The 23,149-nt window shown below is 72.9% G+C and carries 15 protein-coding genes; 11 read left to right on the forward strand and 4 right to left on the reverse strand.

From position 1 onward, the window contains the following. Nucleotides 1-316 precede the first annotated feature (316 nt). From ACIA8N_RS08370 to ACIA8N_RS08380, 3 genes are all read left to right on the forward strand, one after another. Nucleotides 317-1,528: an NADP-dependent malic enzyme gene (locus ACIA8N_RS08370; protein WP_365782175.1), complete on the forward strand. Its 1,212-nt coding sequence runs from the start codon at nucleotides 317-319 to the stop codon at nucleotides 1,526-1,528. Nucleotides 1,529-1,689: 161 nt separating this feature from the next. Next, nucleotides 1,690-2,655 (forward strand): zinc-binding dehydrogenase, encoded by a 966-nt coding sequence (locus ACIA8N_RS08375; protein WP_365782173.1) that lies wholly within the window; start codon nucleotides 1,690-1,692, stop codon nucleotides 2,653-2,655. 121 nt (nucleotides 2,656-2,776) lie between these two features. Then, nucleotides 2,777-4,150 (forward strand): cellulase family glycosylhydrolase, encoded by a 1,374-nt coding sequence (locus ACIA8N_RS08380; protein WP_365782171.1) that lies wholly within the window; start codon nucleotides 2,777-2,779, stop codon nucleotides 4,148-4,150. A 76-nt stretch (nucleotides 4,151-4,226) separates the two neighbouring features. Here ACIA8N_RS08380 and ACIA8N_RS08385 read toward each other — a convergent pair whose 3' ends face one another. Together ACIA8N_RS08385 and ACIA8N_RS08390 are read right to left on the reverse strand one after the other, a co-directional pair. After that, the gene (locus ACIA8N_RS08385) at nucleotides 4,227-5,126 is read right to left on the reverse strand and encodes a helix-turn-helix transcriptional regulator (protein ID WP_365782169.1); all 900 of its coding nucleotides are present in this window, start codon (nucleotides 5,124-5,126) and stop codon (nucleotides 4,227-4,229) included. A 1-nt stretch (nucleotide 5,127) separates the two neighbouring features. Beyond that, nucleotides 5,128-6,003, reverse strand: a complete 876-nt coding sequence (locus ACIA8N_RS08390; RefSeq protein ID WP_365782167.1) for a DUF4097 family beta strand repeat-containing protein — start codon at nucleotides 6,001-6,003, stop codon at nucleotides 5,128-5,130. A 147-nt stretch (nucleotides 6,004-6,150) separates the two neighbouring features. Here ACIA8N_RS08390 and ACIA8N_RS08395 point away from each other — a divergent pair, with 147 nt between their 5' ends. Beyond that, on the forward strand, nucleotides 6,151-6,966 hold the full coding sequence (locus ACIA8N_RS08395; protein ID WP_365782165.1) for a hypothetical protein: 816 nt from the start codon (nucleotides 6,151-6,153) through the stop codon (nucleotides 6,964-6,966). 67 nt (nucleotides 6,967-7,033) lie between these two features. Here ACIA8N_RS08395 and ACIA8N_RS08400 read toward each other — a convergent pair whose 3' ends face one another. Further along, nucleotides 7,034-7,219, reverse strand: a complete 186-nt coding sequence (locus tag ACIA8N_RS08400) for a DUF6104 family protein (RefSeq protein WP_030207192.1) — start codon at nucleotides 7,217-7,219, stop codon at nucleotides 7,034-7,036. 139 nt (nucleotides 7,220-7,358) lie between these two features. Between ACIA8N_RS08400 and ACIA8N_RS08405 the strand changes: the two genes are divergently transcribed. The 7 genes from ACIA8N_RS08405 to fxsT all read left to right on the forward strand — a co-directional run bounded on the left by ACIA8N_RS08405 (nucleotide 7,359) and on the right by fxsT (nucleotide 19,120). After that, on the forward strand, nucleotides 7,359-7,808 hold the full coding sequence (locus ACIA8N_RS08405; RefSeq protein ID WP_365782163.1) for a CU044_2847 family protein: 450 nt from the start codon (nucleotides 7,359-7,361) through the stop codon (nucleotides 7,806-7,808). Further along, the gene (locus ACIA8N_RS08410; RefSeq protein ID WP_365782161.1) at nucleotides 7,805-9,853 is read left to right on the forward strand and encodes a trypsin-like peptidase domain-containing protein; all 2,049 of its coding nucleotides are present in this window, start codon (nucleotides 7,805-7,807) and stop codon (nucleotides 9,851-9,853) included. Before ACIA8N_RS08405 ends, ACIA8N_RS08410 begins: the two co-directional genes overlap by 4 nt. Before the next feature lie 121 nt (nucleotides 9,854-9,974). Beyond that, nucleotides 9,975-10,991: a MoxR family ATPase gene (locus ACIA8N_RS08415; protein ID WP_365782159.1), complete on the forward strand. Its 1,017-nt coding sequence runs from the start codon at nucleotides 9,975-9,977 to the stop codon at nucleotides 10,989-10,991. A 7-nt stretch (nucleotides 10,992-10,998) separates the two neighbouring features. After that, nucleotides 10,999-14,277 carry an SAV_2336 N-terminal domain-related protein gene (locus ACIA8N_RS08420; protein ID WP_365782157.1) on the forward strand — a complete coding sequence of 1,093 codons (3,279 nt, stop codon included), beginning with the start codon at nucleotides 10,999-11,001 and terminating at the stop codon, nucleotides 14,275-14,277. A gap of 138 nt (nucleotides 14,278-14,415) precedes the next feature. Further along, entirely contained in the window at nucleotides 14,416-14,613 is a 198-nt protein-coding gene (locus ACIA8N_RS08425) for a hypothetical protein (RefSeq protein ID WP_030207171.1), read from the forward strand. 147 nt (nucleotides 14,614-14,760) lie between these two features. Next, a complete protein-coding gene (locus ACIA8N_RS08430) occupies nucleotides 14,761-16,038 on the forward strand; it encodes an HEXXH motif domain-containing protein (RefSeq protein WP_365782155.1) in 1,278 nt (425 codons plus the stop codon). 58 nt (nucleotides 16,039-16,096) lie between these two features. Next, nucleotides 16,097-19,120: an FxSxx-COOH system tetratricopeptide repeat protein gene (gene fxsT, locus ACIA8N_RS08435; RefSeq protein WP_365782153.1), complete on the forward strand. Its 3,024-nt coding sequence runs from the start codon at nucleotides 16,097-16,099 to the stop codon at nucleotides 19,118-19,120. Nucleotides 19,121-19,197: 77 nt separating this feature from the next. Here fxsT and ACIA8N_RS08440 read toward each other — a convergent pair whose 3' ends face one another. Next, entirely contained in the window at nucleotides 19,198-23,016 is a 3,819-nt protein-coding gene (locus ACIA8N_RS08440; RefSeq protein WP_365782151.1) for a multifunctional oxoglutarate decarboxylase/oxoglutarate dehydrogenase thiamine pyrophosphate-binding subunit/dihydrolipoyllysine-residue succinyltransferase subunit, read from the reverse strand. Nucleotides 23,017-23,149: the final 133 nt, after the last annotated feature.

The raw sequence follows: 23,149 nt of genomic DNA on the forward strand, positions 1-23,149 counted from the left end.
GTTGATCTCGCCATTCGGACGAGGGGAACGCGGCCAATCGGGTGGGGACGATATCTATCGGGACATGGGGTGACGTGTCGCTCTCCGTCCGTGTCCGGATGCACTCGGTATGAGTCGCGTCACCGAGGCGTTATGGACTCGTCTGCGGTGCCGTCCGTCCGGTAAGAAGGATCCTTACACCCCTCATCCGGGGCTCAGGGCGCGTTGTGCGGCGCGCCCGCGCGGCTGCCAGACACGGCGGGCGCGGTGCCTCCCCACCCCTCCTCAACCGGGAGTGGACCACCCTCAAATGAAGAAGACTTAAGGGGTCAACCCAATGGCAGCGGAGATCGTCAATCCTCGCAATGACAGCGGTACGGAAGGAGCTCCCGAGGAGCTCTTCGATCCTGTCTTCGCCCTCCACAGGGGCGGCAAGATGGCCGTGCAGGCCACCGTCCCCCTGCGGGACAAGGACGACCTGTCCCTCGCGTACACGCCCGGCGTCGCCAAGGTGTGCACCGCGATCGCCGAGCAGCCCGAGCTGGTCAACGACTACACCTGGAAGTCCCAGGTCGTCGCGGTCGTGACCGACGGTACGGCAGTGCTCGGCCTCGGCGACATCGGCCCGGAGGCCTCCCTCCCGGTCATGGAGGGGAAGGCCATCCTCTTCAAGCAGTTCGGCGGCGTGGACGCGGTCCCGATCGCCCTCGCCACCACCGACACCGACGAGATCGTCGAGACCGTCGTCCGGCTCGCCCCGTCCTTCGGTGGCGTGAACCTGGAGGACATCTCGGCGCCGAGGTGCTTCGAGATCGAGCGCAAGCTCCAGGAGCGCCTCGACATCCCCGTCTTCCACGACGACCAGCACGGCACCGCGATCGTCACCCTCGCCGCCCTCCGTAACGCGGCGAAGCTGACCGGCCGGACCCTCGGCGAGCTGCGCGCGGTCATCTCCGGCGCGGGTGCGGCCGGCGTCGCCATCGCGAAGTTCCTCCTGGAGGCGGGCCTCGGAGACGTCGCCGTCGCCGACCGCAAGGGCATCGTCAGCCGCGACCGCGAGGACCTCACGGACGTCAAGCGCGAGATCGCCGAGCTCACCAACAAGGCCGGTCTCTCCGGCTCCCTGGAGAGCGCCCTGGCCGGCGCGGACGTGTTCATCGGCGTCTCAGGCGGTACGGTCCCCGAGGCCGCCGTCGCGGCCATGGCTCCGAACGCGTTCGTGTTCGCCATGGCCAACCCGAACCCCGAGGTCCACCCCGACGTCGCGCACAAGTACGCGGCCGTCGTGGCGACCGGCCGCTCGGACTACCCGAACCAGATCAACAACGTGCTCGCGTTCCCCGGCATCTTCGCCGGTGCGCTCCAGGTCCGGGCCTCCCGGATCACCGAGGGCATGAAGATCGCCGCGGCCAACGCGATCGCGGACGTGGTGAAGGACCAACTCGCCGCCGACTGCGTCATCCCGTCGCCGTTCGACGAGCGGGTCGCCCCGGCCGTCGCGGCCGCGGTCGCCGCCGCCGCCCGTGCCGAGGGCGTCGCCCGCCGCTGACGCGCGCACCTGGCGTCGTGCCCACGGGTACGCGTGTCGTGCCCACGGGTACGCGAAGGGCCCCGTTCCGTACGCCGGGACGGGGCCCTTCCGTGTGGGCGACACGGGTCACACCGGGGTGTGGTTCCCCTCGCCGTCCGCCGCGGCCTAGGGTCGGGGCCATGTTCGCTGCCTACGCTGCCCGAATCGACCGCGACCAGCCCCTGAACGGCCTCGAATTGGGCGAACGCCCCGAACCGGTTGCGCGGCCCGGCTGGACCACCGTCACCGTCAAGGCCGCCTCGCTCAACCACCACGACCTGTGGTCGCTGCGCGGGGTCGGGCTGCCCGAGGAGAAGCTGCCGATGATCCTCGGCTGCGATGCCGCCGGCATCGACGAGGACGGCAACGAGGTCGTCCTGCACTCCGTGATCGGCCAGACGGGACACGGCGTCGGGCCGGACGAGCCCCGGTCCATCCTCACCGAGCGCTACCAGGGCACCTTCGCCGAGCGGGTGAGCGTGCCCCGCTGGAACGTGCTGCCCAAGCCGAAGGAGCTCTCCTTCGAGGAGGCCGCCTGCCTGCCCACCGCCTGGCTGACCGCCTACCGGATGCTCTTCACCAACGCCGGGGTAAGGCCCGGGGACTCGGTGCTCGTGCAGGGCGCGGGCGGCGGTGTCGCCACCGCCGCCATCGCTCTCGGCAAGGCGGCCGGCCTCCGGGTCTTCGCCACCAGCCGCGACGAGGCCAAGCGCAAGCGGGCCGTGGAGCTGGGTGCCGTCGAGGCCTTCGAGCCGGGCGCCCGGCTCCCGCAGCGGGTGGACGCGGTCATCGAGACCGTCGGCGCCGCCACCTGGTCCCACTCGGTCAAGTCGCTGCGGCCGGGCGGCACGCTCGTCATCTCGGGTGCCACGAGCGGCGACCGGCCCGCACACGCCGAGCTGACCCGGATCTTCTTCCTGGAGCTCAAGGTCGTCGGCTCGACGATGGGCTCCAAGGACGAACTGGAGGACCTGCTGTCCTTCTGCGCGGCCACGGGCGTCCGTCCGGTGATCGACGAGGTCCTGCCGCTGGACCGGGCGCGGGAGGGCTTCGAGAAGATCGCCTCCGGCGAACTCTTCGGCAAGATCGTCCTGACGACCTCGTGAACACCCCGACGACTTCGTGAATACCTTCTGACGACCTCTTGATGACTCGTCAGGACTACTGATGGTATCTCCGGCACGCGAAACATGAACAATCCTCACCTCGTCGTGCCGGAGGTCTCCCTTGCTGCGCACCATCCTGACGGCCGGTGCCGTCGTCGCCGCTCTGCTCGCCCCGACCGCCGCCCACGCGGAACCGGCCCCGGTCCCGGCCGGAATCCCCGCCCTCACCGACGAGCACGGCCGCACCCTCACCCTGCGCGGCTGGAACGTCGAGGACAAGACGAACCGAGGCGCCGCCGCCCTCTCCGCGATCACCGAACGGCAGTTCCGCGACATGCGGGCCAAAGGCTTCAACTTCGCCCGCCTCCTGGTCTTCTGGGACGACCTGGAACCCCGGCCCGGCGAGTACAGCCAGGACTACCTCCGGAAGATCGAGCGGATCCTGGACTGGGCCGAGAAACACGACGTCAGGGTCCTCGTCGACGCCCACCAGGACGTCTTCGGCCCCGCGTTCGGCCACCGGGGCGTGCCCGCGTGGGCGACCAGGACCGACGGGCTGCCCTTCACCCCGCACCCGGACGACTGGTTCTCCGAGTACTTCGAACCCGCCGTCCAGCGGGCCTTCACCCACCTCTACGAGGACGAAGACCTGCGGCGCGCCCAGGCCCGCATGTGGCGGGTGCTCGCCGACCGCTTCGAGGACCACCCGGCCGTCCTCGGCTACGACCTGATCAACGAGCCGATGGGCGAGATACGGGAGGGTGAGGACCTGGCGATGGCGGCCCGCCGCATCGAACGGGACCAGCTCACCCCGATGTACAACCGCCTCGCGGACGCCGTCCGTTCGGTCGACCCCTCCACGTGGGTCTTCGTCGAGCCGACCCCGATCGTGGGCGAGGGGGTGCCCACCGGGCTCGGGCGGATCGACGACCCGAAGGTCGTCTACGCCCCCCACTTCTACAACACCGCCATGGAGGCGGGTGCCGACTACGACCCGGCCGCCGGCTGGATCGAGAACTACGAGCAGGCCGTCACCCGGTACCCCGAGGAGCACAAGGTGCCCGTCGTGGTGGGCGAGTGGGGTCCGCTCAACAACTCCCTTCCGAACATGAACCGCTTCTACCGCGAGGCGATGGCCTCCCTGGGCCGCTACGGCTCCGGCTGGGCCGGCTACGTCTGGTGCTACGGCGGCGGCTACTGCGCGGTGGACGGTGCCGGGACCTTCCGTACGAACAAGGAGCTCACCGCCGAGCCGTACGCGGAGGCGGTCGCGGGCACGGTCCGCTCCGCCGCCTACGACGGGGCGGCAGGCGTCTACCGCCTCTCGTACGACTCCGCCCGGCGCGGCCCCCGGGTCACCGAACTCTCCCTGCCGCCCGGCACCTGGCGGGTGGCGGCCGGCGGAGCGGCGCTGGTGCTCCGCACGTCGCCGGGCAGGGCCTGGATCCTCGCGGCCCCGGGCGCCCGGGTGACGGTGACCGCCGACCGGGGCTGAGGCCCGCCGTCGACCGGACTGGGCCCCGGCCCGGTCTCGGCCCCCGGCCCACGCTTTGGCCCCCCGCCCCGTCCGGCTACGGCGTGGGGCGGGACCGCAGCAGGCCCGTGATGCGGATCGCCGCCGCCGACAGCTGTTCTCTGGCCTCGGCCAGTTGGTCCTGGCTCACGCCGTGGTCGCGGGCCGCGTCCCGGATCTCGTCGCGGAAACGGTCGAGGAGCCGGTCGAGGTCACGGGCCGGGTCGCCCGAGCCCTCCGTGTCCCGCGCCCACTCGGGCACCTCGCCGACCGGGGCCGTCATGAACGACGGCTCCTGGGCGGCCGCCTTCGGGTGGGTCGTACCCGCCACCAGGCCGCCGAGCTGGGCCGTGATGTCCGAGAGGCCCTCCCAGACCCCCTTCGGCCAGTCGCCCCGCGAGAAGCGGTCCTGGACCTCCTCCTGCACCTGCTGGGCGATCCGCTGGAACTCCTTCGCCTGGTGGCGGGCGGACTTCGCCTCGGCGCGGGCCTGGCGGGCCTGTTCCTTCCACTCCTGCCCGACCCGGCGCAGCTCCTCCCTGGCGTCGGCGAACGAGGACGGCTCCGCCGTGCGGGTCCGGCCCGCCGCCGCGCGCATCTCGCTGCGCACCCGGCCGGCCGCGCCGCGCACGTCGTCGCGCATCTCCGCCGCCAGCTCCGACACCGACTCGCGGATCTCCCGCTCCAGGTCGTCCAGTTCGGTGCCGCGCCCGGCCAGCTCGGCACGGCCCGCGTCGGTGATCGAGTAGACCTTCCGGCCGCCCTCGCTGGCATGGGTGACGAGGCCTTCGGCCTCCAGTTTGGCGAGCCGCGGGTAGACCGTGCCCGCCGAGGGGGCGTAGAGCCCCTGGAAGCGCTCCTCCAGGAGGCGGATCACCTCGTAGCCGTGGCGCGGGGCCTCGTCGAGCAGCTTGAGCAGGTAGAGGCGGAGGCGGCCGTGCGCGAAGACGGGCGGCATGTCAGAGCACCTTTCCGGTCGCGGAGGTGGTGGGGGAGGAGGTGGGGCCGGTTTCCCCGTCGGGCTCGGGGCGCCGCAGCAGGGCGATGGAGCCGGAGACGGTGGTCGCCTTGAGGGTGCCGCGGCCCGAACCGAGGGTGCCGGTGACGGACTTGGTGCCCCACTGGCCGTCCACGCGCAGGTCCTCGAAGGCGTTCGCCACGGAACCGCTCGTGGTGCTCGCCTCGACGCGCGCGTCCGCCGGGTGCGGGAGCCGGATGGCGACCTCGCCGGAGACACTGGCGAGCCGGATGTCGGCGGGCGGCCCGTCCAGGTCGGCCGGGTCGAGGTCGATGACCATGTCACCGCTGACCGTCTCCGCCTTCACGGAGGCGCCCGCGCCCTCGATCACCGTCACGTCGCCGGTCACGGTGTTGATCCGGAGGGCGCCGGTGACCGACTGGGCCTCCAGATTGCCCGAGACGCTCTCGGCGCGGACCGGTCCCGAGAGGCCGAGGAGGGTGGTGTCGCCGGTGACCCCACGCACCTCCGTACGCCCTCTGATGCCGGTGACGACGGCCTCGGCGCCGACCACTCCCACCTCGACGTCGACGCCCGCGGGAACGGCGACGGAGACGACGGCCCGGCGCCGGTACTCCTTGCGGTCGAGCCACTTGAGGATGCTCTTCCACTGCAGGTCCTCGTAGCTCACCGTCAGGGTGGAGCCGTCCTGCGACACGATGAGCGGAGGGCCCTCGATCTCCGAGATCTCCACGCGGGCGGAACTCTCCTCCGTCCCCACCACGTTCACCGTGCCGTTGACGATGCGGACCTGCAGGCGGGTCACGGGGTCGGCCGGTGCCAGCTTCGTCGGCTCGGTGACGGACCACTCTGTCATGGTGCTGACCTCCCGTTCGGCAACGCAACATATCGCGTCTTTCCAGAGACACGCTATATCGCGGTGAAAGGAAGTCAACCCTGACTCTTCCCTGACAGGGATGACAATCACCGCCGTACACGGACAAACTGCCCTAGCGTAGGGCCCATGAACGCGACCTCCGGACCGCGCCCCGTCGGCGCACTGCTGCTCTGCCGCGCCGACCCCCCGGCGGTCCGGCCGCCCGCCCAGCTGCTCAGGGAACAACTGCTCCTCGCCCCGGCGGGCGACGACTGGAGCGTGCTCGTCCCGGAGGGGAAACCGTGGCTCCACGGCGGGGAACCCGTCGAACAGGTCGTCACGGGCTGGGCCACCGCCCTCGCCGTCTCCGCCGCCACCTGGCCCGTCGTCGCGCTCTGGTGGGACCGCGACAGGGCGGGACTCACGCTCGCCGCCGGCTTCCGCCGTACGGTCGGCTACACCTGGCTCGCGGACGGCACGCCCGCCGGCGAGGACGAGGCCATGCGCACCTTCGCCGCGCGGCTCGCCCTCGACCCGGTCCTGGACGTGCAGGCCCTGGAACCGCTCACCGTGCCCGACCCGGAGGCCGACGCCCACAGCCGGCTCGTCGGCGTCGTCGCCGTCCTCACCCGCGCCGGCCTCGCCCTGCCGACCGGGCTCCTGCCCGGCGAGAACCCCGACAGGCTCCGCTCCGTCGCCCTGGCGCAGGGCGCGGAACAGCTCGAATGGTCCGGCTGGAAAGACGCGGTGCGCGCCGAACTCGACGCGGTGGAGGGCAGTCCCCTCGGGCCGTACCTGCGCGGCCCCAAGGCGCGCGCACTGGGTGCGGCGCAGCTCGCGGCAGGGGCGCCGCTGCTGCTCTGGGGCATCGGCCGGCGCAGTGGCGGCTGGGCGGCGGCCGGGGCACTGCTCGTCGCGCACGGCGCGCTCGGACTCGCCTACGACCGGCTGCGGGACGGGTGACCCGGGGCGGGATGCCCCGGAGAGGGATGACCCGGGGCGCGGCGAGCTTCGCTACGCGCGCGTGCTCCTACTCCTCGTCGTCCTCGTCGTCGTCCAGACGGGCCAGCCAGGTCGCGAGGCGCTCGACGGGCACCTCGAAGTCGGGGTTCAGGTCGACGAACGTCCGCAGCTGCTCGGCGAGCCACTCGAAGGTGACCTCCTCCTCGCCTCGCCGCTTCTCCAGTTCCTCGATGCCACGGTCGGTGAAGTACATGCGATCAGGATAGGCCGTACCTCTCCCGTCCCCTGTCGCCCGTCAGTCCCACCGACTAGCCTTCCTCATCATCGTTGCGGGGAGCGGGGGCGCTGTGACTCACGGGATCGCTCGGATTCGGCTGGACGACGGTACGCCGGTGTGGGCACGGGTCAGTGACGTGCAGGAACTGGGCAGGGGCGGCGGGTTCCAGGACACCGGTGTCAGGGACCGGGTGGTCTCGATGACCGGCGGGCTCACGGACGTGGTCCGCGGGGTGGTCGGCTCGCTCCGCGCCGGACTCGACCCGCAGGGTCCCGTGGAGGTCGCGGTCAGCTTCGGCATCGAGCTCTCGGCACAGTCCGGCAAGGTCATCGGCGTTCTCGCGGACGGCTCGGGCAAGGCCTCCGTGAGCGTCTCCCTCACCTGGACCGAGCCGGGCAGGACCCCGGCGGCGGAGCCTGGACCGGCCCCGGCGTCCGCGGCGGAGGCGGCGTCCGGCACGGTGCCCGCGACCGACCCCGCCCGCCCGATCCCGGCGCCCGCCCGCAGCCAGGACGCACCCGACAGAGCCCCTCGGACGCACCCGGCGGCCGATGAGCCCGCATGAGCGCCTTCGACGCTCTCGTGCGCCCCGCACTCGTACGCATCGCGGCTCCCGGCTGCGGGTATGACCCGCACGGCGACCGGTACTGGGGCACCGGCTTCTTCATCGCCCCCGGCTGGGTGCTGACCTGCGCCCATGTCGTGGCCGAGGGGGGAAGCGCGGTGTGGAGGAGCGAGCCGGCCATCGGCATCACCTGGGAGGACGGCAAGACCACCCGGGAGACCACCGGCACCGTCGTGCTCGCCCTGCCGCGCCCCGAGAGGCCCGACGACCCGCCGGACCGGTGGGCCTTCCCCGACCTCGCGCTCGTGCGGGTGCCCGGCGCCCACAAGGCGTCCTGCGTGCGCCTCAGCGAGCGCCCGCCCGTCCCGCCGACCGCCGTCGGACTGCACGGCTGGTCCCGGGAGACGGGCGAGCTCGGCATCCGGCACGTCCACGGCACCCTGATCGGCAGCGACGGCAAGGCCCTCATCACCGACTGGGTCATGCCCGTCGAAGGCTGCTCCGGCGGGCCCGTCGTCGACCACCGGCAGGGCGCCGTCATCGGCCTCAACAAAGGCCGTGGGCGCGACGGCGGCGCGGTCGTCCCCGTCACCGCCCTGCGCCGGCTGCACGACCTTCCCGGCGGCGAGGCCATGGGCGAGGCGCTGCGCGCCCACGACCGGTACCACCTCGCCAGCTACCGGTCCCTCGACGACCGGCCCGACTGGACCCGCGTCCAGGGGAAGCTGACGGGCACCCAGGGCGGTGTGAGTCCCGGCCTGCGCACCCGCCTGTACGGGCACTTCGCCGAGCTGCCCGCGGCCACCGCACCCGGCGAGATCCTGGACCTGATCGACCAGGTCAAGGCCTGGATCAGGGACGACGACCTGCCGGACGCCCTGGAGGACGATCCGCGCACCTGGAGCGAGGGCGCCGGACTCCTTCGCGGCCTGCGGGCGCCCGGCAGGGACGGCGTCCGCGACCTCGACCTGGACGCGGTGCTCCTGTACGCGGCCCATGTCGTCCGGCACGTCGGCGCGCGGTACGGCGAGCGGGCCGAGACGGCCGCCCTCACCGGCTGGATCGTCAACCAGTCGGGAGACGCCGACCGGCACCTCCGGCGCGAGATCGACCGGCTCGTCACCCCCGGCAGGCCCGCGCCCCTCTCCGTACGCGAACCCCGCGCGCGTGCCGACGTCCTCCTGGAGATCGGCCTCCCCCTCTACGACCGGCGTTACCCGTGGCGGGTCAAGCTCCTCCTCGACGGGCACACCGTCAGCCCGCTCCACTTCGACGACCGGGGCGTCGAGCGGGCCCGCCTCGGCGAGGCCCTCCGCGAACCGCTCGCGGACGCCCTGCGGCGCGGCGACAGCGGACCGCACCTGGCCGCCGTGCAGGCGGTGCTGCCGCGTGAGCTCTTCGACGAGCCCCTGGACACCTGGCGGATCGACCCCCCGCAGGGCCCCGACGGCGCCTGGGCGACCACCCTCGGCCAGCGCAGGATCGTGGTCATCCGTGACGCCCACCGCCACGGCAGGGAACCGGCGCCCGAGTGGCGGGAGCGCTGGGAGGCGGAGGAGCGCGGACCGCTCCGTGCCGTCCCGCTGCGCGGCGAGGTGCCCGGCACCGGCCCGGACACCCACACCGCGCGCGTACGCAGGGAGACCTGGGCGGAGACGTACGACCGGCTCCGTGAGGCCGACGGCGCCGCCGTCCCGGTCTACTGCGGCCACGTGGGCGGCGGCGACGGGCTGATGGCGATGAACGCGGCCCTCGCCGCCGGCCACCCGCTCGCCCTCTGGCGGACCGGCGCCCACGACCACACCGACTGCGCGGAGTTCCACGAGCAGGCCGAGCTGCTGCTCGCCGCCGGATCCGCCGCCTGGGGAGTGCCCGGGCCCGTCCGATCCCTGCGCACCCGCGCGGCCGACCCGGCGGCCGGGCCCGAGGCCCGCGCCCGGTACGCCTGGGCCCAAAGCATCGCGGTGCTGTTCGACCCGCCCGACCGACCGCCGTACGGCGGGCCCCTGGAGCCGCCGCCGCTGCTCGCGGAGGGGGAGCAGTGACCCCAGCGGCCGCCGGGGCGACCCGCTCGCGATCCGTCCGGATACGCCATCGGCAGGCGCCGTCCCCGGGCGGTACCTTCGACGGACCCGGCATCGACACCACAGCCAGGAGGAGTCCATCGTGAACGATTGGCGGATCTACCGTGGTGCCGGTCTTCCGCACGACGAGATACAGCGGCTGCCCGCCCCACCGCCCTGGCGCGACTTCTCGACGGGCAGCGCCGACGACACCCTGGCCGGTTCCGACCGGCGGCTCGGCGTCAAGCGCAGACTCGTCCAGAACCACCACCCCCGGCCCGCCGAGACCGACGCCGTCAACGCCGCCCTCTACCTCCGGCGTCCGCTCCTCGTCACCGGCAACCCCGGCACGGGCAAGTCCACCCTCGCGCACGCCGTCGCCCACGAGCTGGGCCTCGGCCGGGTGCTGCGCTGGCCGATCGTCAGCCGCACCACCCTCCAGGACGGTCTCTACCGGTACGACGCCATCGGCCGCCTCCAGGACGTGCAGCTGGAGCGCGCCCAGGCCGGTTCGCCCGGCTCCGCCGCCGCGGCCCCGGCGGGCATCGGCTCGTACATCCGGCTCGGGCCGCTCGGCACCGCGCTGCTTCCCTCCGATCAGCCGCGGGTGCTGCTCATCGACGAGCTGGACAAGAGCGACCTCGACCTGCCGAACGACCTCCTGAACGCCCTGGAGGAGGGCGAGTTCGCCATTCCCGAGCTGGAGCGGCTCGCGGACCGTGAGCCCGTCGTGGAGGTGCTCAGCGACGACGGCCGCAAGGTGCGGGTGTTCGGCGGCCGGGTCCGCTGCACCACCTTCCCCTTCATCGTGCTCACCTCCAACGGCGAACGTGACTTCCCCGCCGCCCTGTTGCGCCGCTGCATCCGGCTGGAGCTCGAACCGCCCGGCGAGGAGCAGCTCCGCGCCATGATCGAGGCCCACCTCGGGACCGAGGCCGCCGCGGGCGAAGGGGAGCAGGGTCTCGTCCAGCGCTTCCTGAACCGCGAGCCGGGCGAGGTGATCGCCACCGACCAGCTCCTGAACGCGCTCTACCTGACCCAGCACGCCTCCCGTGCCGAACGGGTCACCAGGGAACGCATCGCCGACATGCTCATGCAACCGCTCGATCAGCCGAGGTGACGGTCGGATGCACCGGATGCATCTGGAGGAGATCACCCGCAGACTGCGGGCCGGTGGCCAGGACCCCACCGCCGAGGACCTCGCGGACGCCCTCTGGCTGTCCCAGTGGCTCCCCGGCCCCGACTCGCGGGATCCGGGCCCGGCGGACGGGGCGGCGGCCGGCCCGCCTCCGGAGACGGCGGAGGGCGCAAACGACCGTCTGCGCCGGTCTGCCGGGCAGCGGGAGCAGGGCGAGAGCGGTGATGTTCGCGACGGCGGGGGCGCGGCAGGCGTGGCGGACCAACCGGGGTCCGCCGCCCACGAGTCCGTCTCCCTCCACATGACCACCACCGGAGCCACCGGAGCCGCCGGAGCCGCCGGAGCCGTGGGCGCCGCCGGAACCGACGGAGCCGACGGCCGCGGCGGGCGTACGGATCGGAGCGCGACGCTGCCCGTACGCGCCCCCGGCGCCAACGCCCTGCCCGGACTCCTCGGCCTCCAGAAGGCCCTCCGCCCCCTGCGCGGCTACGCCCTCGCTCCGCACCGCCCCGGCGAGGGCACCCTCGACGAGGAGGCCACCGCCGAACGCAGCGCCGCCGCTGGCTTCCTCGTCCCCGTCCTGCGCCCGGCCACCGGGCTCCGCCCCGACATCCAGCTCCTCATGGACACCGGCCCCGCCATGGTCGTCTGGGACCGGATGGTCGAGGAACTCCGCCAGGCCTGCCAGCAGTCCGGTGCCTTCCGGGACGTGCAGGTGCACCGCCTGTACGACACCGGCGAGGGGCCCCCGCTCGTCACCACCACCTCGGGCGCCGACGGCCGGCCGCGGCTGCGCCCCGTCGACCAGCTCCACGACCCGACCGGCCGCCGCCTCACCCTCGTCGTCAGCGACTGCGTGGGCCCCCTGTGGCAGTCCGGCGCCGCCCAGCGCTTCCTGCGCCGGTGGCCCCGCCACTCCCCGCTCGCCCTCGTCCAGCCCCTGCCGCCCCGCCTCTGGTCCCGGACCGCGCTCCCCGCCGAACCGGGCACCTTCCAGCGCTCCGCGGCCCCCGGCGGCCACACCGTCTTCCGCTCCGACGACGAGCCCTGGGGACCGCGGGAGCCCGGCCGCCGGGCCGTGCCCGTGCTCACCCCGACGCCCGAGGCCTTCGCCTCCTGGACCCGGCTCCACACCGGGCACGGCGGCAACGCCGTACGCGGCTGGGCCGCCTGGCTCACCCCAGGACCGGCGGAGCCGCCCGTGCCCAGGACACTCCGCGCCCGGCGGAGCGACGACGAACTCCTCCGCGCCTTCCGGGCCGCCGCCTCGCCCGGTGCGCTCCTGCTCGCCGTCCATCTCGCGGCGGCCCCGCTGACCCTGCCGGTCATGCAACTCGTCCAGCGCGCCATGCTGCCCGACACCGGCCCCATGGAACTGGCGGAGGTCCTGCTCAGCGGGCTCCTGCGACGGCTGCCCGGCCCCACCCCGTACCCCTGCTACAGCTATCCGCCCGGCATCCAGCAGCACCTCCTCGGCTCGCTCGACCCCAGCGCAGCCGCCCTCGTCCTCAAACACTGCTCCGCCTATGTGGAGCGCAATTTCGGCCAGGGGATGCGCAACTTCCCGGCGCTCGCCGCCGCGCGTCTCGCGGGAGCGGAGCCGGGAGCGGGAGCGGGAGCGGAAGCCGGAGCGGCAGCGGAAGCAGGGACCGGTACGGACCGGGACACCGGCCTGCCTCGCGAGCGCCACACGACCCAGGCGACCCACGCGACCCACGGCACCGACCGAAGCGACCGGACCGACCGGGCTCACGAGACCGACGCGACCGACGAGCCCGTCGGGCCGGACGGAGCCGAGACCGAGCTCTTCGCCCGCATCCCCGCGCGCGTACTGCGCTTCTACCACCCCGACCTGGTCACCCCCGACCCGCTCACGGAGGCCCGCCGGCTCCTCGCCCAGGGCCGGGCCCAGTCCGACCCGGCCCTCCTCGCCGGCGCCCGCGAACGCGCCGAGGCCGCGCTCCCCGCCGAGCCGGTCGAGGCCCGGATCGTCCTCGCGGGCGCCCTGTACGCCGAAGCGGGCACCGCCGCCGCCCGGCGTACCGGCCGCCGCCCGGAACTCCTCGGCCAGGCCGCCGACACCCTCGTACAGGCCGGTGAGCTGGCCGCGCCCGGCGAGGAGGCATGGGCCGAGGCCCGGCTCGAACTCGCCGTCGTCCACCACGCCCTGTGGCGCGTCACCGAGGAAACCGGCCATCTCGACGCGGCCCTCGCCGCCCTCGACGAGGAAGCCGACCGCTGGCCCGGGACCGCCCGCCACACCCTCCATCTGCGCCGCGGCCGTCTGCTCCTCGCCCGGGGTGACGGCGAGGCCGCGGTCGGCGAACTCACCGCCGCCCTCGCCCTCCACGAGAGCGCCGCCGTCCTCCTCGACCTCGCCGACGCCCTGCGGCTCGCCGAGGCCGAGCCCGGCCGCATCCGCCTCGTGCTCGACCGCGCCGAACCCCTCATCAGCCACGGCCGTGCCCTGCGGCTGCGCTTCACCACGGCACGCGCCCGGCTGTACGACTCCGAGGGCGACGGGGCCGCCGCCGACGCGGCGTACGAGGAGGCCACCCTGCTGGCCCCCGACGACAGCGAACAGCGCGGCCCGCTCCTGCTCACCTGGGGCGGATCGCTCCTTCGGCGCGCGGCGGCCGGCACCGGCACCGCGCCAGTGGACCGGGCCGAGGGCGTCCTGCGCGAGGCCCTCACCCGGCTGCCCGCAGGGGCGCCGGAGCGGGCGAGGGCGCGGACCCTGATCGGCAGCGTCCTCGCGCTCCGCTTCCACCGCGCCGGATTCCTTCCCGACCTCTTCGAGAGCCGTCACCTGCTCGAACAGGCTCTCCGTGGCACCGACGACCCGGGTGAGCGTGCCGAGGTGTGGCTGCAGCTCGGGCGGGTGCGGCTGGAGTTGGCCGAGACGGCGCGGGACGGGCTGATCGGCGACGCGCTCACCGCGTACCGCAACGCGGGGGAGGACTCCCGTACCGCCCACGGAGACGACCCGGGAACGATCACCGGCGCCCGCGCGCTGCACGCCCAGGGAGCCGTCCTGTGGCTGATGGGCCGTCCGGCCCGGGCCGGAACCGTGCTGGTCGCCGCGACCGAGCGGTGGCGGCGGCTCACCGGGCGGCTCGTGGAGGTGGACTGGACGGACGTGGAGCGGACCAGAGCCCTGCTGAGCGAGGTCGAGGGCGCGGCGGGAGGGGGCCGGGTGAGGGTCTCCGACGAGGACTGGCGCAGGATCGCACCGCCCTGGTGGGCGTGGAGCGGCACCACCGGATGAGCTTGTCGTCGGACGGCTGGATAACGGGGGCGTGAATGGGCGCAGTTGAATCGAAAGGGTTTCCGGTCTCCCGGGGTCGGGAAGAACCGCTGCGCCGCTACGACCGTGGGGGACAGCGTCGGTGAGGAGGAGCCGAGAGTGTTCGAGCGTACGGAGTGGGCGACCGGTGTCGGCCGGAGTGCCGGCCGGTCCCCGCGTCTGCCCGATCTCGCGGCCGTTGATCTGCGGACCTTGCGCGTCACGGACGACGCCGTCGTCGGCGCGGCGGTCGAGAGAGTGCTGCGCCACCCCTCGGACCTGGTCGTCTCCTGGCCGGAGGACGCCCTCGTCGACTGACGTACGAGCGGCCGGAGCCGTTCGGTCCGGGCCGCCCCGCACCCGCCCCGACCACTCGTTTCCGGCCGTATCGAGGCCGAAGCCGAAGCCGAAGCCGACCTCAACGCCGACGACGAGGCCGAGGCCGGTCCACCCCAGGAGCCGGGAGTGATCGCCACGCCCCCGCGCCCCGCGGCCTTCGCCGCCCTGGCGGCCACCCGGCCCGCCCCGGCGGGCGCCGCCTTCCTGCGGTCCGGAGTGCACGCCCGACGCCTGCTGCTGCTCAAGGCCCTGCTCGTCCGGGTGCGGCGCCACCGCGACGAGGTCGCCCCCGAGACCCTGCGCGGCTTCGAGGCCGCCTGGCGCCTCCTCGAGAGGACCGAGCGCGCCGCCCCCGGAGTGGTCCGCGCCGTCCTCGACTACCCGACCACCGGCGCCTGGCTCGCCGCCGCCCTCACCGAGCCCGCGGGCCCCGCCCTCGACCGGCACCTGACCCGCCTCGAACTGGTCGCCGCCACCGCCGCCCTGCGGGCGGGCCGGCCGCTCGACCTCGTCGTCCAGGCACCCGGCGGCATGCTCTCGCTCCCGGGCGTCGGCAGCGTCCTGGTGGCCCCGGGCCCGGTCCGGCTGACCTCCCGCGCCCAGGCCGTACGGGTCCGCTCCGACGACGCCCGAGGGGCGCCCGCGGCGCTCCTCAGGCTGGTCGACGCCCGCACCGGCGCCGTCACCGGCAGCGGCCCGGGCTGGCGCGGCCTGCGCGGCCTCGCCGGCGGGGCCGCCCGCCTGGAGGACCTGGATCCGTACCGGGTGCCGCCCGGCGGCGTCGGGACTCCCGCCAGGGTCGCGGCCGAGCGGCCCGACATCGACCACGCCGCCTGGTCCGCGCACTGGCGGGCCGCCGGGGAGCTGCTGCGGCGGACCGACCGGGAGCGGGCGACGGAGGTCGGGCGGACGGTCGGCGCGCTCGTGCCGCTGCTCCCGCACGGGCCGCGCTCCGTCGGAGCCACCCTGAGCGTCGCCCCGGGGGCCGTCCTGATGACGCCGTCGGCCGGCGCCTTCGACATGGCGGAGACGCTCGTCCACGAGCTGCACCACAGCAAGCTCTCCACGCTCCACGAGCTCGTCCCGCTCTACCGCCCCGGCCGTGCCGCGCTGTACCGGGTCGGCTGGCGCACCGACGCGCGCCCGGTCGCAGGCGTCTTCCAAGGGGCCTACGCCCACCTGGCCTTGGCCGATCTGTGGCGGCGGGCGATGGCCGCCCCCGGGGTGCCGGGACCGTGGAGCGTACGGGCCGTGCAGCAGTTCGACCATGTCCACGATCAGGTGGGCGAAGCGCTCGCGATGCTGCTTGAATCCGATGAACTGACCAATGAGGGGCGGGAGTTCGCACGGCAAATGAGGCGGCTCCATGCGAGCCTCGGCGCGAGCCCCAGGGCCCGTGGGTAACACTGTGCCCACGGCACATGACACTGCGTTGCGCGTGAGCGGGACGGGAGACGTACAGATGGCGGAACAGCGGTCGGGCGGAGGCGCGGAGAGCCACGGGGGCAGGGCCGCGCCCGAACACGTCCTGGTGGTCTTCCCCGGATACCACCGCCCCTGGGCGGCCTGGATCAACCAGCGCCTCGAAGCCCACGGCGTACGCGCCACCCTCCAGCGCTGGGACCCGCCCCGCGAAGTCCCCCTGGAGGACTCCCTCGGCGACCTGCTGCTCGCCCGCGGCCAGGTGCTCCTCGTCCTCAACGACTGGTTCTTCGAACTCGGCCCCCGGCCCGCCGGCGAGTGGAACGACGTCCTGCGCGGCTTCGTCGCCGCCCACGCCGAGCGCTTCGCCGCCGTCAACCTCACCAACCGCACCCTGCTGCCGTCCACCGCGGTCCTCGAACCCGTCAGCCTCTGGGGCGTCGGCGAGGAGGAGGCCGAGGTACGGCTCCTCAGCAGGCTCGCCATCGAGCCCCGCAGGAACGCGGGCCGGCGCCTCCCGGCGAGCGCCCTCGCCCGCTACCCGGACACCCCGCCGGAGATCTGGGGCGACATCCCCCGCCGCAACCCCCGCTTCACCGGCCGCGACGACCTCCTCACCGAACTGCAGGAACGGCTCATGGACGCCGAGCGCGGCAGCGCCGCCTGCACCCTGCTCGGCATGTCCGGCATCGGCAAGACCCAGATCGCCGCCGAGTACGCCCACCGCTTCAGCCCCGACTACGACGTCATCTGGTGGGTCAACTCCGACGACCGCAACGTCCAGCGCGACCGCCTCGGCGAACTCGCCGTCAAACTCGCCCTGCCCACCGGCAGCGAGCCCGGCGAACGCATCCGCGCCGTCCGCGAAGCCCTCCGCCGCGGCGACCCGCACGCCCGCTGGCTCGTCGTCTTCGACGGCTGGGACGACACCGACGGCATCGACGTCATGCTGCCGCAGGGACCCGGCCACGTCCTCATCACCTCCCGCAACCGCGGCTGGCGCGAGCACACCGACTTCCTGGAGATCCCCAGCTTCGACCGGGCGGAGTCCACCGGCTACCTGATGCGCCGCGCGCCCCAGATCAACGCGGCCGAGGCCGACGAGGTCGCCGCCGAGTTCGGAGACGTACCCCTGCCGCTCGTCCAGGCCGCCGCCTGGCTCGGCGAGTCCGGCATGGACGCCCCCGAATACCTGCGCATGGTCCGCGACGGACGGCTCTCCACCGTCGACGACCCCACGGCGGGCGACGGCATGCCCAACGCCTCCCTCACCTCCTGGTCGATACTGATCAACCGACTCCGCCGCGCCCAGCCGCAGGCCATCGACATCCTCAGCCTGTGCGCCTCCTTCGCCCCCGGCCGCATCCCGCTCGGCATCGTCCGCGCCTACCCCCAGGCACAACTGCCCGAGGACCTGCGCTGGATGGCCACCGACCTGCCCGCCTGGACGCGCGCGCTCGACACCCTCGTCAACTACTCGGTGCTCACCCGCGAGACCCGCGGCCCCATGACCACCGACGAGATCGGCCCCCACCAGGAGTCGATCCACATGCACCGCCTGGTCCACGACATCGTCGCCCGGCTCACCGACGGCGATCACCGCGACGCCCACCGCAAGGCCGTCCGCACCCTGCTCGCCGAGGCCGACCCGGGCAACCCCACGGACAGCAGGCACTGGCCCCGCTACTCCGAACTCCTGCCCCACCTGGAACCGTCCGGCGCCCTGCGCAGCACCGACCCCCGCATCCAGGTCGCCGTCCTCAACTGCCTGCGGTTCTGCGACCGCAGCGGCGAGTACAAGGCGGGCATCCGGCTCGCCGGGCGCATCCGGGACGAGTGGACGTCCTTCATGGACCCGCTGGCCCCGCACATGCAGGAACTCACCACCCTCGAAGGGGACATCCTCCGCCGCTACGGCCGGTTCCGGGAGGCGTACGACCTCGACCTCGCCCAGCGCGAGCGCCTCGCCGCCACGGGCAACAGCGACCGGCTCGGCACGCTCCAGAGCAAGATCTCCATCGCCCGCGACCTGCGCTTCCTCGGCCAGTACCAGGAATCCGAGCAGCTCCAGCGGGAAGCCCTCGCCGAGGCCAGGAGCCTCCTCGGCGACACGCAGTTCCTCACCCTCGTCGCCCGCCACAACCTCGGCGTGGTGCTGCGGATGCTGGGCCGCTACCAGGAGGCGTACGAGCAGGACACCGACACCCTCGCCACCTGCGAGACGGTCCTGCGCCCCCACCACGCCTCCACGCTCAACTCCAACAACGCCGTCGCCCAGGACCTGAGGCTGCTCGGCCGCTACCGCGAGGCGCTCGGCCGCCAGGAGGCCAACGTCAAGCTGCACGTGAAGATCCTCGGCCCCCAGCACCTCCACACCCTGTACGCGCGCAGCCAGCTCGCGCTCTGCCGCCGCCGCGAAGGCGGCTTCAAGGAGGACATCGGCACGATGATGGCCTCCGTCCTCGACCACCTGGAACAGGCCTACGGCCGCGACCACTACGTGACGCTGTCGGCCGTCACCAACTACGCCAACTTCCTCCGCGAACACGGCGACCTCGACCTGGCGAGGGAGCTCATCACGGAGGCCGAGGCCGGCTACCGCGCCCTCCTCGGACCCGCCCACCCCGTCTCCACCGGCGTCCTCGCCAACACCGCCCTCGTCATGCAGGCCTCCGGCGACCGGTCCTCGGCCCTGACCATGCTGGAGTCCGCGCTCGCCGGACTCACCGCCACCCTCGGCTCCGACCACCCGTGGGTCCTCGGCTGCGCCCTCAACGCCACCGCCGCACGCAACTTCAACGGCAGGGTCGTCGAGGCCGCCGAACTCAGCCGCGACACCCTCCGCAGGGCCCGGCACGTCCTCGGCAACGAGCACCCGCTGACCCTCTCCTGCCAGGTCGCGCTCGCCACCGACCTGCGCGGCCTGCGCGAGACCGAGGAGGCCGGGAAGCTGGAGGAGGACGCGCTGCTCACCCTCACCAGGACCCTCGGCGCCCAGCACCCGCACACCCTCTCGGCCCGCCAGCGCAACCGCCCCTACTGGGACTTCGAGGCCAACCTCTGACCGTCGGGGGAGACGCCGGAGGCCCGGCACCCACTCGGGGTGCCGGGCCTCCTTCCGTACGTGTACGGAGCGACAGGTCAGGCGTCGAAGACCTCGTTGACCAGCTGCTGCTGCTCCGCCTGGTGACGCTTGGCCGAGCCGACCGCCGGGGAGGAGGAGTGCGGACGCGAGATCCGGCGCAGGCGCTCGCCCGCCGGGATGTCCGCGCCGACCGCCAGGTCCAGGTGGTCGATCAGGTTGAGCGCGATGAACGGCCAGGCACCCTGGTTCGCCGGCTCCTCCTGCGCCCAGATGTACTTCGCCGCGTTCGGGTACTTGGCGATCTCGGCCTGCAGCTCGGCACCCGGCAGCGGGTACAGACGCTCCAGACGGATGATCGCGGTCTCCGTGTCACCGCGCTTCTGACGCTCGGCCTCCAGGTCGTAGTAGACCTTGCCGGCGCAGAAGACGACCTTGCGGACGTCGGCGGCCTGCACCGTCGTGTCGCCGATCACCGGGCGGAAGCCGCCGGTGGTGAACTCCTCCACCTTGGACGCCGCGGCCTTCAGACGCAGCATCGACTTCGGGGTGAAGACGATCAGCGGCTTGTGGTGCGGGTTGTGGACCTGCCAGCGCAGCAGGTGGAAGTAGTTCGACGGCAGCGTCGGCATGGCGACCGTCATGTTGTCCTGGGCGCACATCTGGAGGAAGCGCTCCGGGCGCGCGGACGAGTGGTCCGGGCCCTGGCCCTCGTAGCCGTGCGGCAGGAGCAGCGTGACGCCGGAGGTCTGGCCCCACTTCTGCTCGGCCGAGGAGATGAACTCGTCGACGACGGTCTGCGCGCCGTTGACGAAGTCACCGAACTGGGCCTCCCAGATGACCAGGGAGTCCGGACGGGCCAGCGAGTAGCCGTACTCGAAGCCCATCGCCGCGTACTCGCTGAGCAGCGAGTCGTAGACGTTGTAGTGGGCCTGGTCCTCGGTCAGGTAGAGCAGCGGGGTGTAGTCCTCGCCGGTCTCCTGGTCCACCAGGACCGCGTGGCGCTGGCCGAAGGTGCCGCGGCGCGAGTCCTGACCCGAGAGGCGGACGGGGGTGCCCTCCATGAGGAGGGAGCCGATGGCGAGGGTCTCGCCGAAGCCCCAGTCGATGGTGCCGTCGTCGATGGACGCGGCGCGGCGCTGCATCTGCGGCAGCAGGCGCGGGTGGACCGTGATCCGCTCCGGGATGCTGACCTGCGACTCGGCGATCCGCTTCACGACCTCCTGGGAGACCGCGGTGGTGACGCCGACCGGGAAGGCGGCCTTGGCGTCCGGCACGGTCGTCGCGGCGGGGGCGGTGGTGGCCTCGCGGACCTCCGCGAACACCTTCTCCAGCTGGCCCTGGAAGTCCTGGAGCGACTGCTCCGCCTCTTCGAGGGTGATGTCGCCGCGACCGATGAGCGACTCGGTGTAGAGCTTGCGCACCGAACGCTTCTTGTCGATCAGGTTGTACATCTGCGGGTTGGTGAACGAGGGGTTGTCGCCCTCGTTGTGACCGCGGCGGCGGTAGCAGATGAGGTCGATCACGACGTCCTTGTTGAACGTCTGGCGGAACTCGAAGGCGAGCCGCGCGACGCGGACCACGGCCTCCGGGTCGTCGCCGTTCACGTGGAAGATCGGCGCCTCGATCATGCGGGCCACGTCGGTCGCGTACATCGAGGAACGCGACGACTCCGGGGCGGCGGTGAAGCCGACCTGGTTGTTGATGACGATGTGGACCGTGCCGCCGGTGCGGTAGCCGCGCAGCTGCGACATGTTGAGCGTCTCGGCGACGACACCCTGGCCGGCGAAGGCCGCGTCACCGTGCAGGGCGACGGGCAGGACGGTGAAGTCCGTGCCGCCCTTGTTGATGACGTCCTGCTTGGCGCGGACGATGCCTTCCAGGACCGGGTCGACCGCCTCCAGGTGCGAGGGGTTGGCGGCCAGGGAGACCGTGATCTCCTCGCCGTCGAGACCGGTGAAGATGCCCTCGGCGCCCAGGTGGTACTTGACGTCGCCGGAGCCGTGCATCGACTTCGGGTCGAGGTTGCCCTCGAACTCGCGGAAGATCTGCGCGTACGACTTGCCGACGATGTTCGCGAGGACGTTCAGGCGGCCGCGGTGGGCCATGCCGATGACGACCTCGTCGAGGCGCGACTCGGCGGCCGAGTCGATGACCGCGTCGAGCAGCGGGATGACGGACTCGCCGCCCTCCAGGGAGAAGCGCTTCTGGCCGACGTACTTGGTCTGCAGGAAGGTCTCGAAGGCCTCCGCCGCGTTCAGCCGGCGCAGGATCCGCAGCTGCTCCTCGCGCTCCACACGGGAGTGCGGGCGCTCGACGCGGTCCTGGATCCACTTGCGCTGCTTCGGGTCCTGGATGTGCATGAACTCGACGCCGGTGGTGCGGCAGTACGAGTCGCGGAGCACGCCGAGGATGTCGCGGAGCTTCATCATCGACTTGCCGGCGAAGCCGCCGACCGCGAACTCCCGCTCCAGGTCCCACAGGGTGAGGCCGTGCTCGGTGATGTCCAGGTCGGGGTGCTTGCGCTGCTTGTACTCCAGCGGGTCGGTGTCGGCCATGACGTGGCCGCGGACCCGGTAGGAGTGGATGAGCTCGAAGACCCGCGCGGCCTTGGTGACGTCGTCGTCGTGCGACGCGTCGATGTCCTTGAGCCAGCGGACCGGCTCGTAGGGGATGCGCAGGGCCTTGAAGATGTCGTCGTAGAAGCCCTGCTCGCCGAGGAGGTAGTTCGCGACGACGCGCAGGAACTCGCCGGAGGCGGCACCCTGGATGACCCGGTGGTCGTACGTCGAGGTCAGGGTCATGACCTTCGAGATGCCCAGCTTGTTCAGGGTGTCCTGGGAGGTGCCCTGGAACTCGGCCGGGTAGTCCATCGAGCCGACGCCCATGATGACCGACTGTCCGGGCATCAGACGCGGCACGGAGTGGACGGTGCCGAGGCCGCCGGGGTTGGTCAGGGAGACCGTGACGCCCGTGAAGTCCTCCATCGTCAGCTTGCCCACGCGGGCCCGCTTGACGATGTCCTCGTACGCCTGCCAGAACTCGAAGAAGTTGAGCGTCTCCGCCTTCTTGATGCCCGCGACGACGAGCTGGCGGTCGCCGTTGGGCTTCACCAGGTCGATCGCGAGACCGAAGTTCACGTGCTCCGGCTTGACCAGGGTCGGCTTGCCGTCCTTCTCCGCGAAGGAGTAGTTCATCGACGGCATGGCCTTGATCGCCTGCACCATCGCGTAGCCGATGAGGTGCGTGAAGGAGATCTTCCCGCCCCGGGCGCGCTTCAGGTGGTTGTTGATCACGATCCGGTTGTCGAAGAGCAGCTTCACCGGGACGGCGCGGACGGACGTGGCCGTCGGCACCTCCAGGGAGGCGTTCATGTTCTTCGCGACCGCGGCGGCGGGACCGCGCAGCGTGACCAGCTCGGGGCCGGCGGGTGCCGCGGTCGCCGGAGCGGCGGCAGCGGGCTTGGCCGGGGCCGGAGCGGCGGCGGGCTTCGCGGCGGCAGGGGCGACCGGAGCGGCCGGAGCCACGGCGGGCTTCGGGGCGACCGGGGCCGGAGCGGCCGGAGCGGGCACGGTGGCCGGGGCGGCTACCGGAGCGGCAGGCGCGGCCTGTGCGGGGCCCGTCTGCGTCGCGGCGGGCACGGCCTGGCCGGCGCTCTGCGTGGTGGGTGCCGGGGCGGCCGGGGTGTCCGACGCTCCGGGCTTGTAGTCGGCGAAGAAGTCCCACCAGGCACGATCGACCGAATTCGGGTCCTGGAGGTACTGCTGGTAGATCTCGTCGACGAGCCACTCATTGGCACCGAAGGCGGTCGCAGGGTTCTGGCCCTGCCCGTCTTGGTCGGTCGGGGAGCTCGGGGTACTGGGGGACTGAGACGACACGGCGGCAACCGCCCTCTTCCGCTTCACAAGGTGATGGACAGCGGAAATAAAGGCTACGCCTGTCCGGCCGAGAGGTGCAGGCCGGGCGCTCCAACGTCGCGCAAGTCACACTTGACGAGGTGTTTCGGAGCCG

The sequence above is a fragment of the Streptomyces sp. NPDC051822 genome (assembly GCF_044452745.1).
In the GTDB taxonomy this organism is placed as follows: domain Bacteria; phylum Actinomycetota; class Actinomycetes; order Streptomycetales; family Streptomycetaceae; genus Streptomyces.

What these genes read in the sequence shown, in the direction of transcription:
- ACIA8N_RS08370 (WP_365782175.1), top strand. Translation starts at nt 317, where the DNA reads ATGGCAGCGGAGATCGTCAATCCTCGCAATGACAGCGGTACGGAAGGA.
- ACIA8N_RS08375 (WP_365782173.1), top strand. Translation starts at nt 1,690, where the DNA reads ATGTTCGCTGCCTACGCTGCCCGAATCGACCGCGACCAGCCCCTGAAC.
- ACIA8N_RS08385 (WP_365782169.1), bottom strand. Translation starts at nt 5,126, where the DNA reads ATGCCGCCCGTCTTCGCGCACGGCCGCCTCCGCCTCTACCTGCTCAAG.
- ACIA8N_RS08390 (WP_365782167.1), bottom strand. Translation starts at nt 6,003, where the DNA reads ATGACAGAGTGGTCCGTCACCGAGCCGACGAAGCTGGCACCGGCCGAC.
- ACIA8N_RS08395 (WP_365782165.1), top strand. Translation starts at nt 6,151, where the DNA reads ATGAACGCGACCTCCGGACCGCGCCCCGTCGGCGCACTGCTGCTCTGC.
- ACIA8N_RS08400 (WP_030207192.1), bottom strand. Translation starts at nt 7,219, where the DNA reads ATGTACTTCACCGACCGTGGCATCGAGGAACTGGAGAAGCGGCGAGGC.
- ACIA8N_RS08410 (WP_365782161.1), top strand. Translation starts at nt 7,805, where the DNA reads ATGAGCGCCTTCGACGCTCTCGTGCGCCCCGCACTCGTACGCATCGCG.
- ACIA8N_RS08420 (WP_365782157.1), top strand. Translation starts at nt 10,999, where the DNA reads ATGCACCGGATGCATCTGGAGGAGATCACCCGCAGACTGCGGGCCGGT.
- fxsT (WP_365782153.1), top strand. Translation starts at nt 16,097, where the DNA reads ATGGCGGAACAGCGGTCGGGCGGAGGCGCGGAGAGCCACGGGGGCAGG.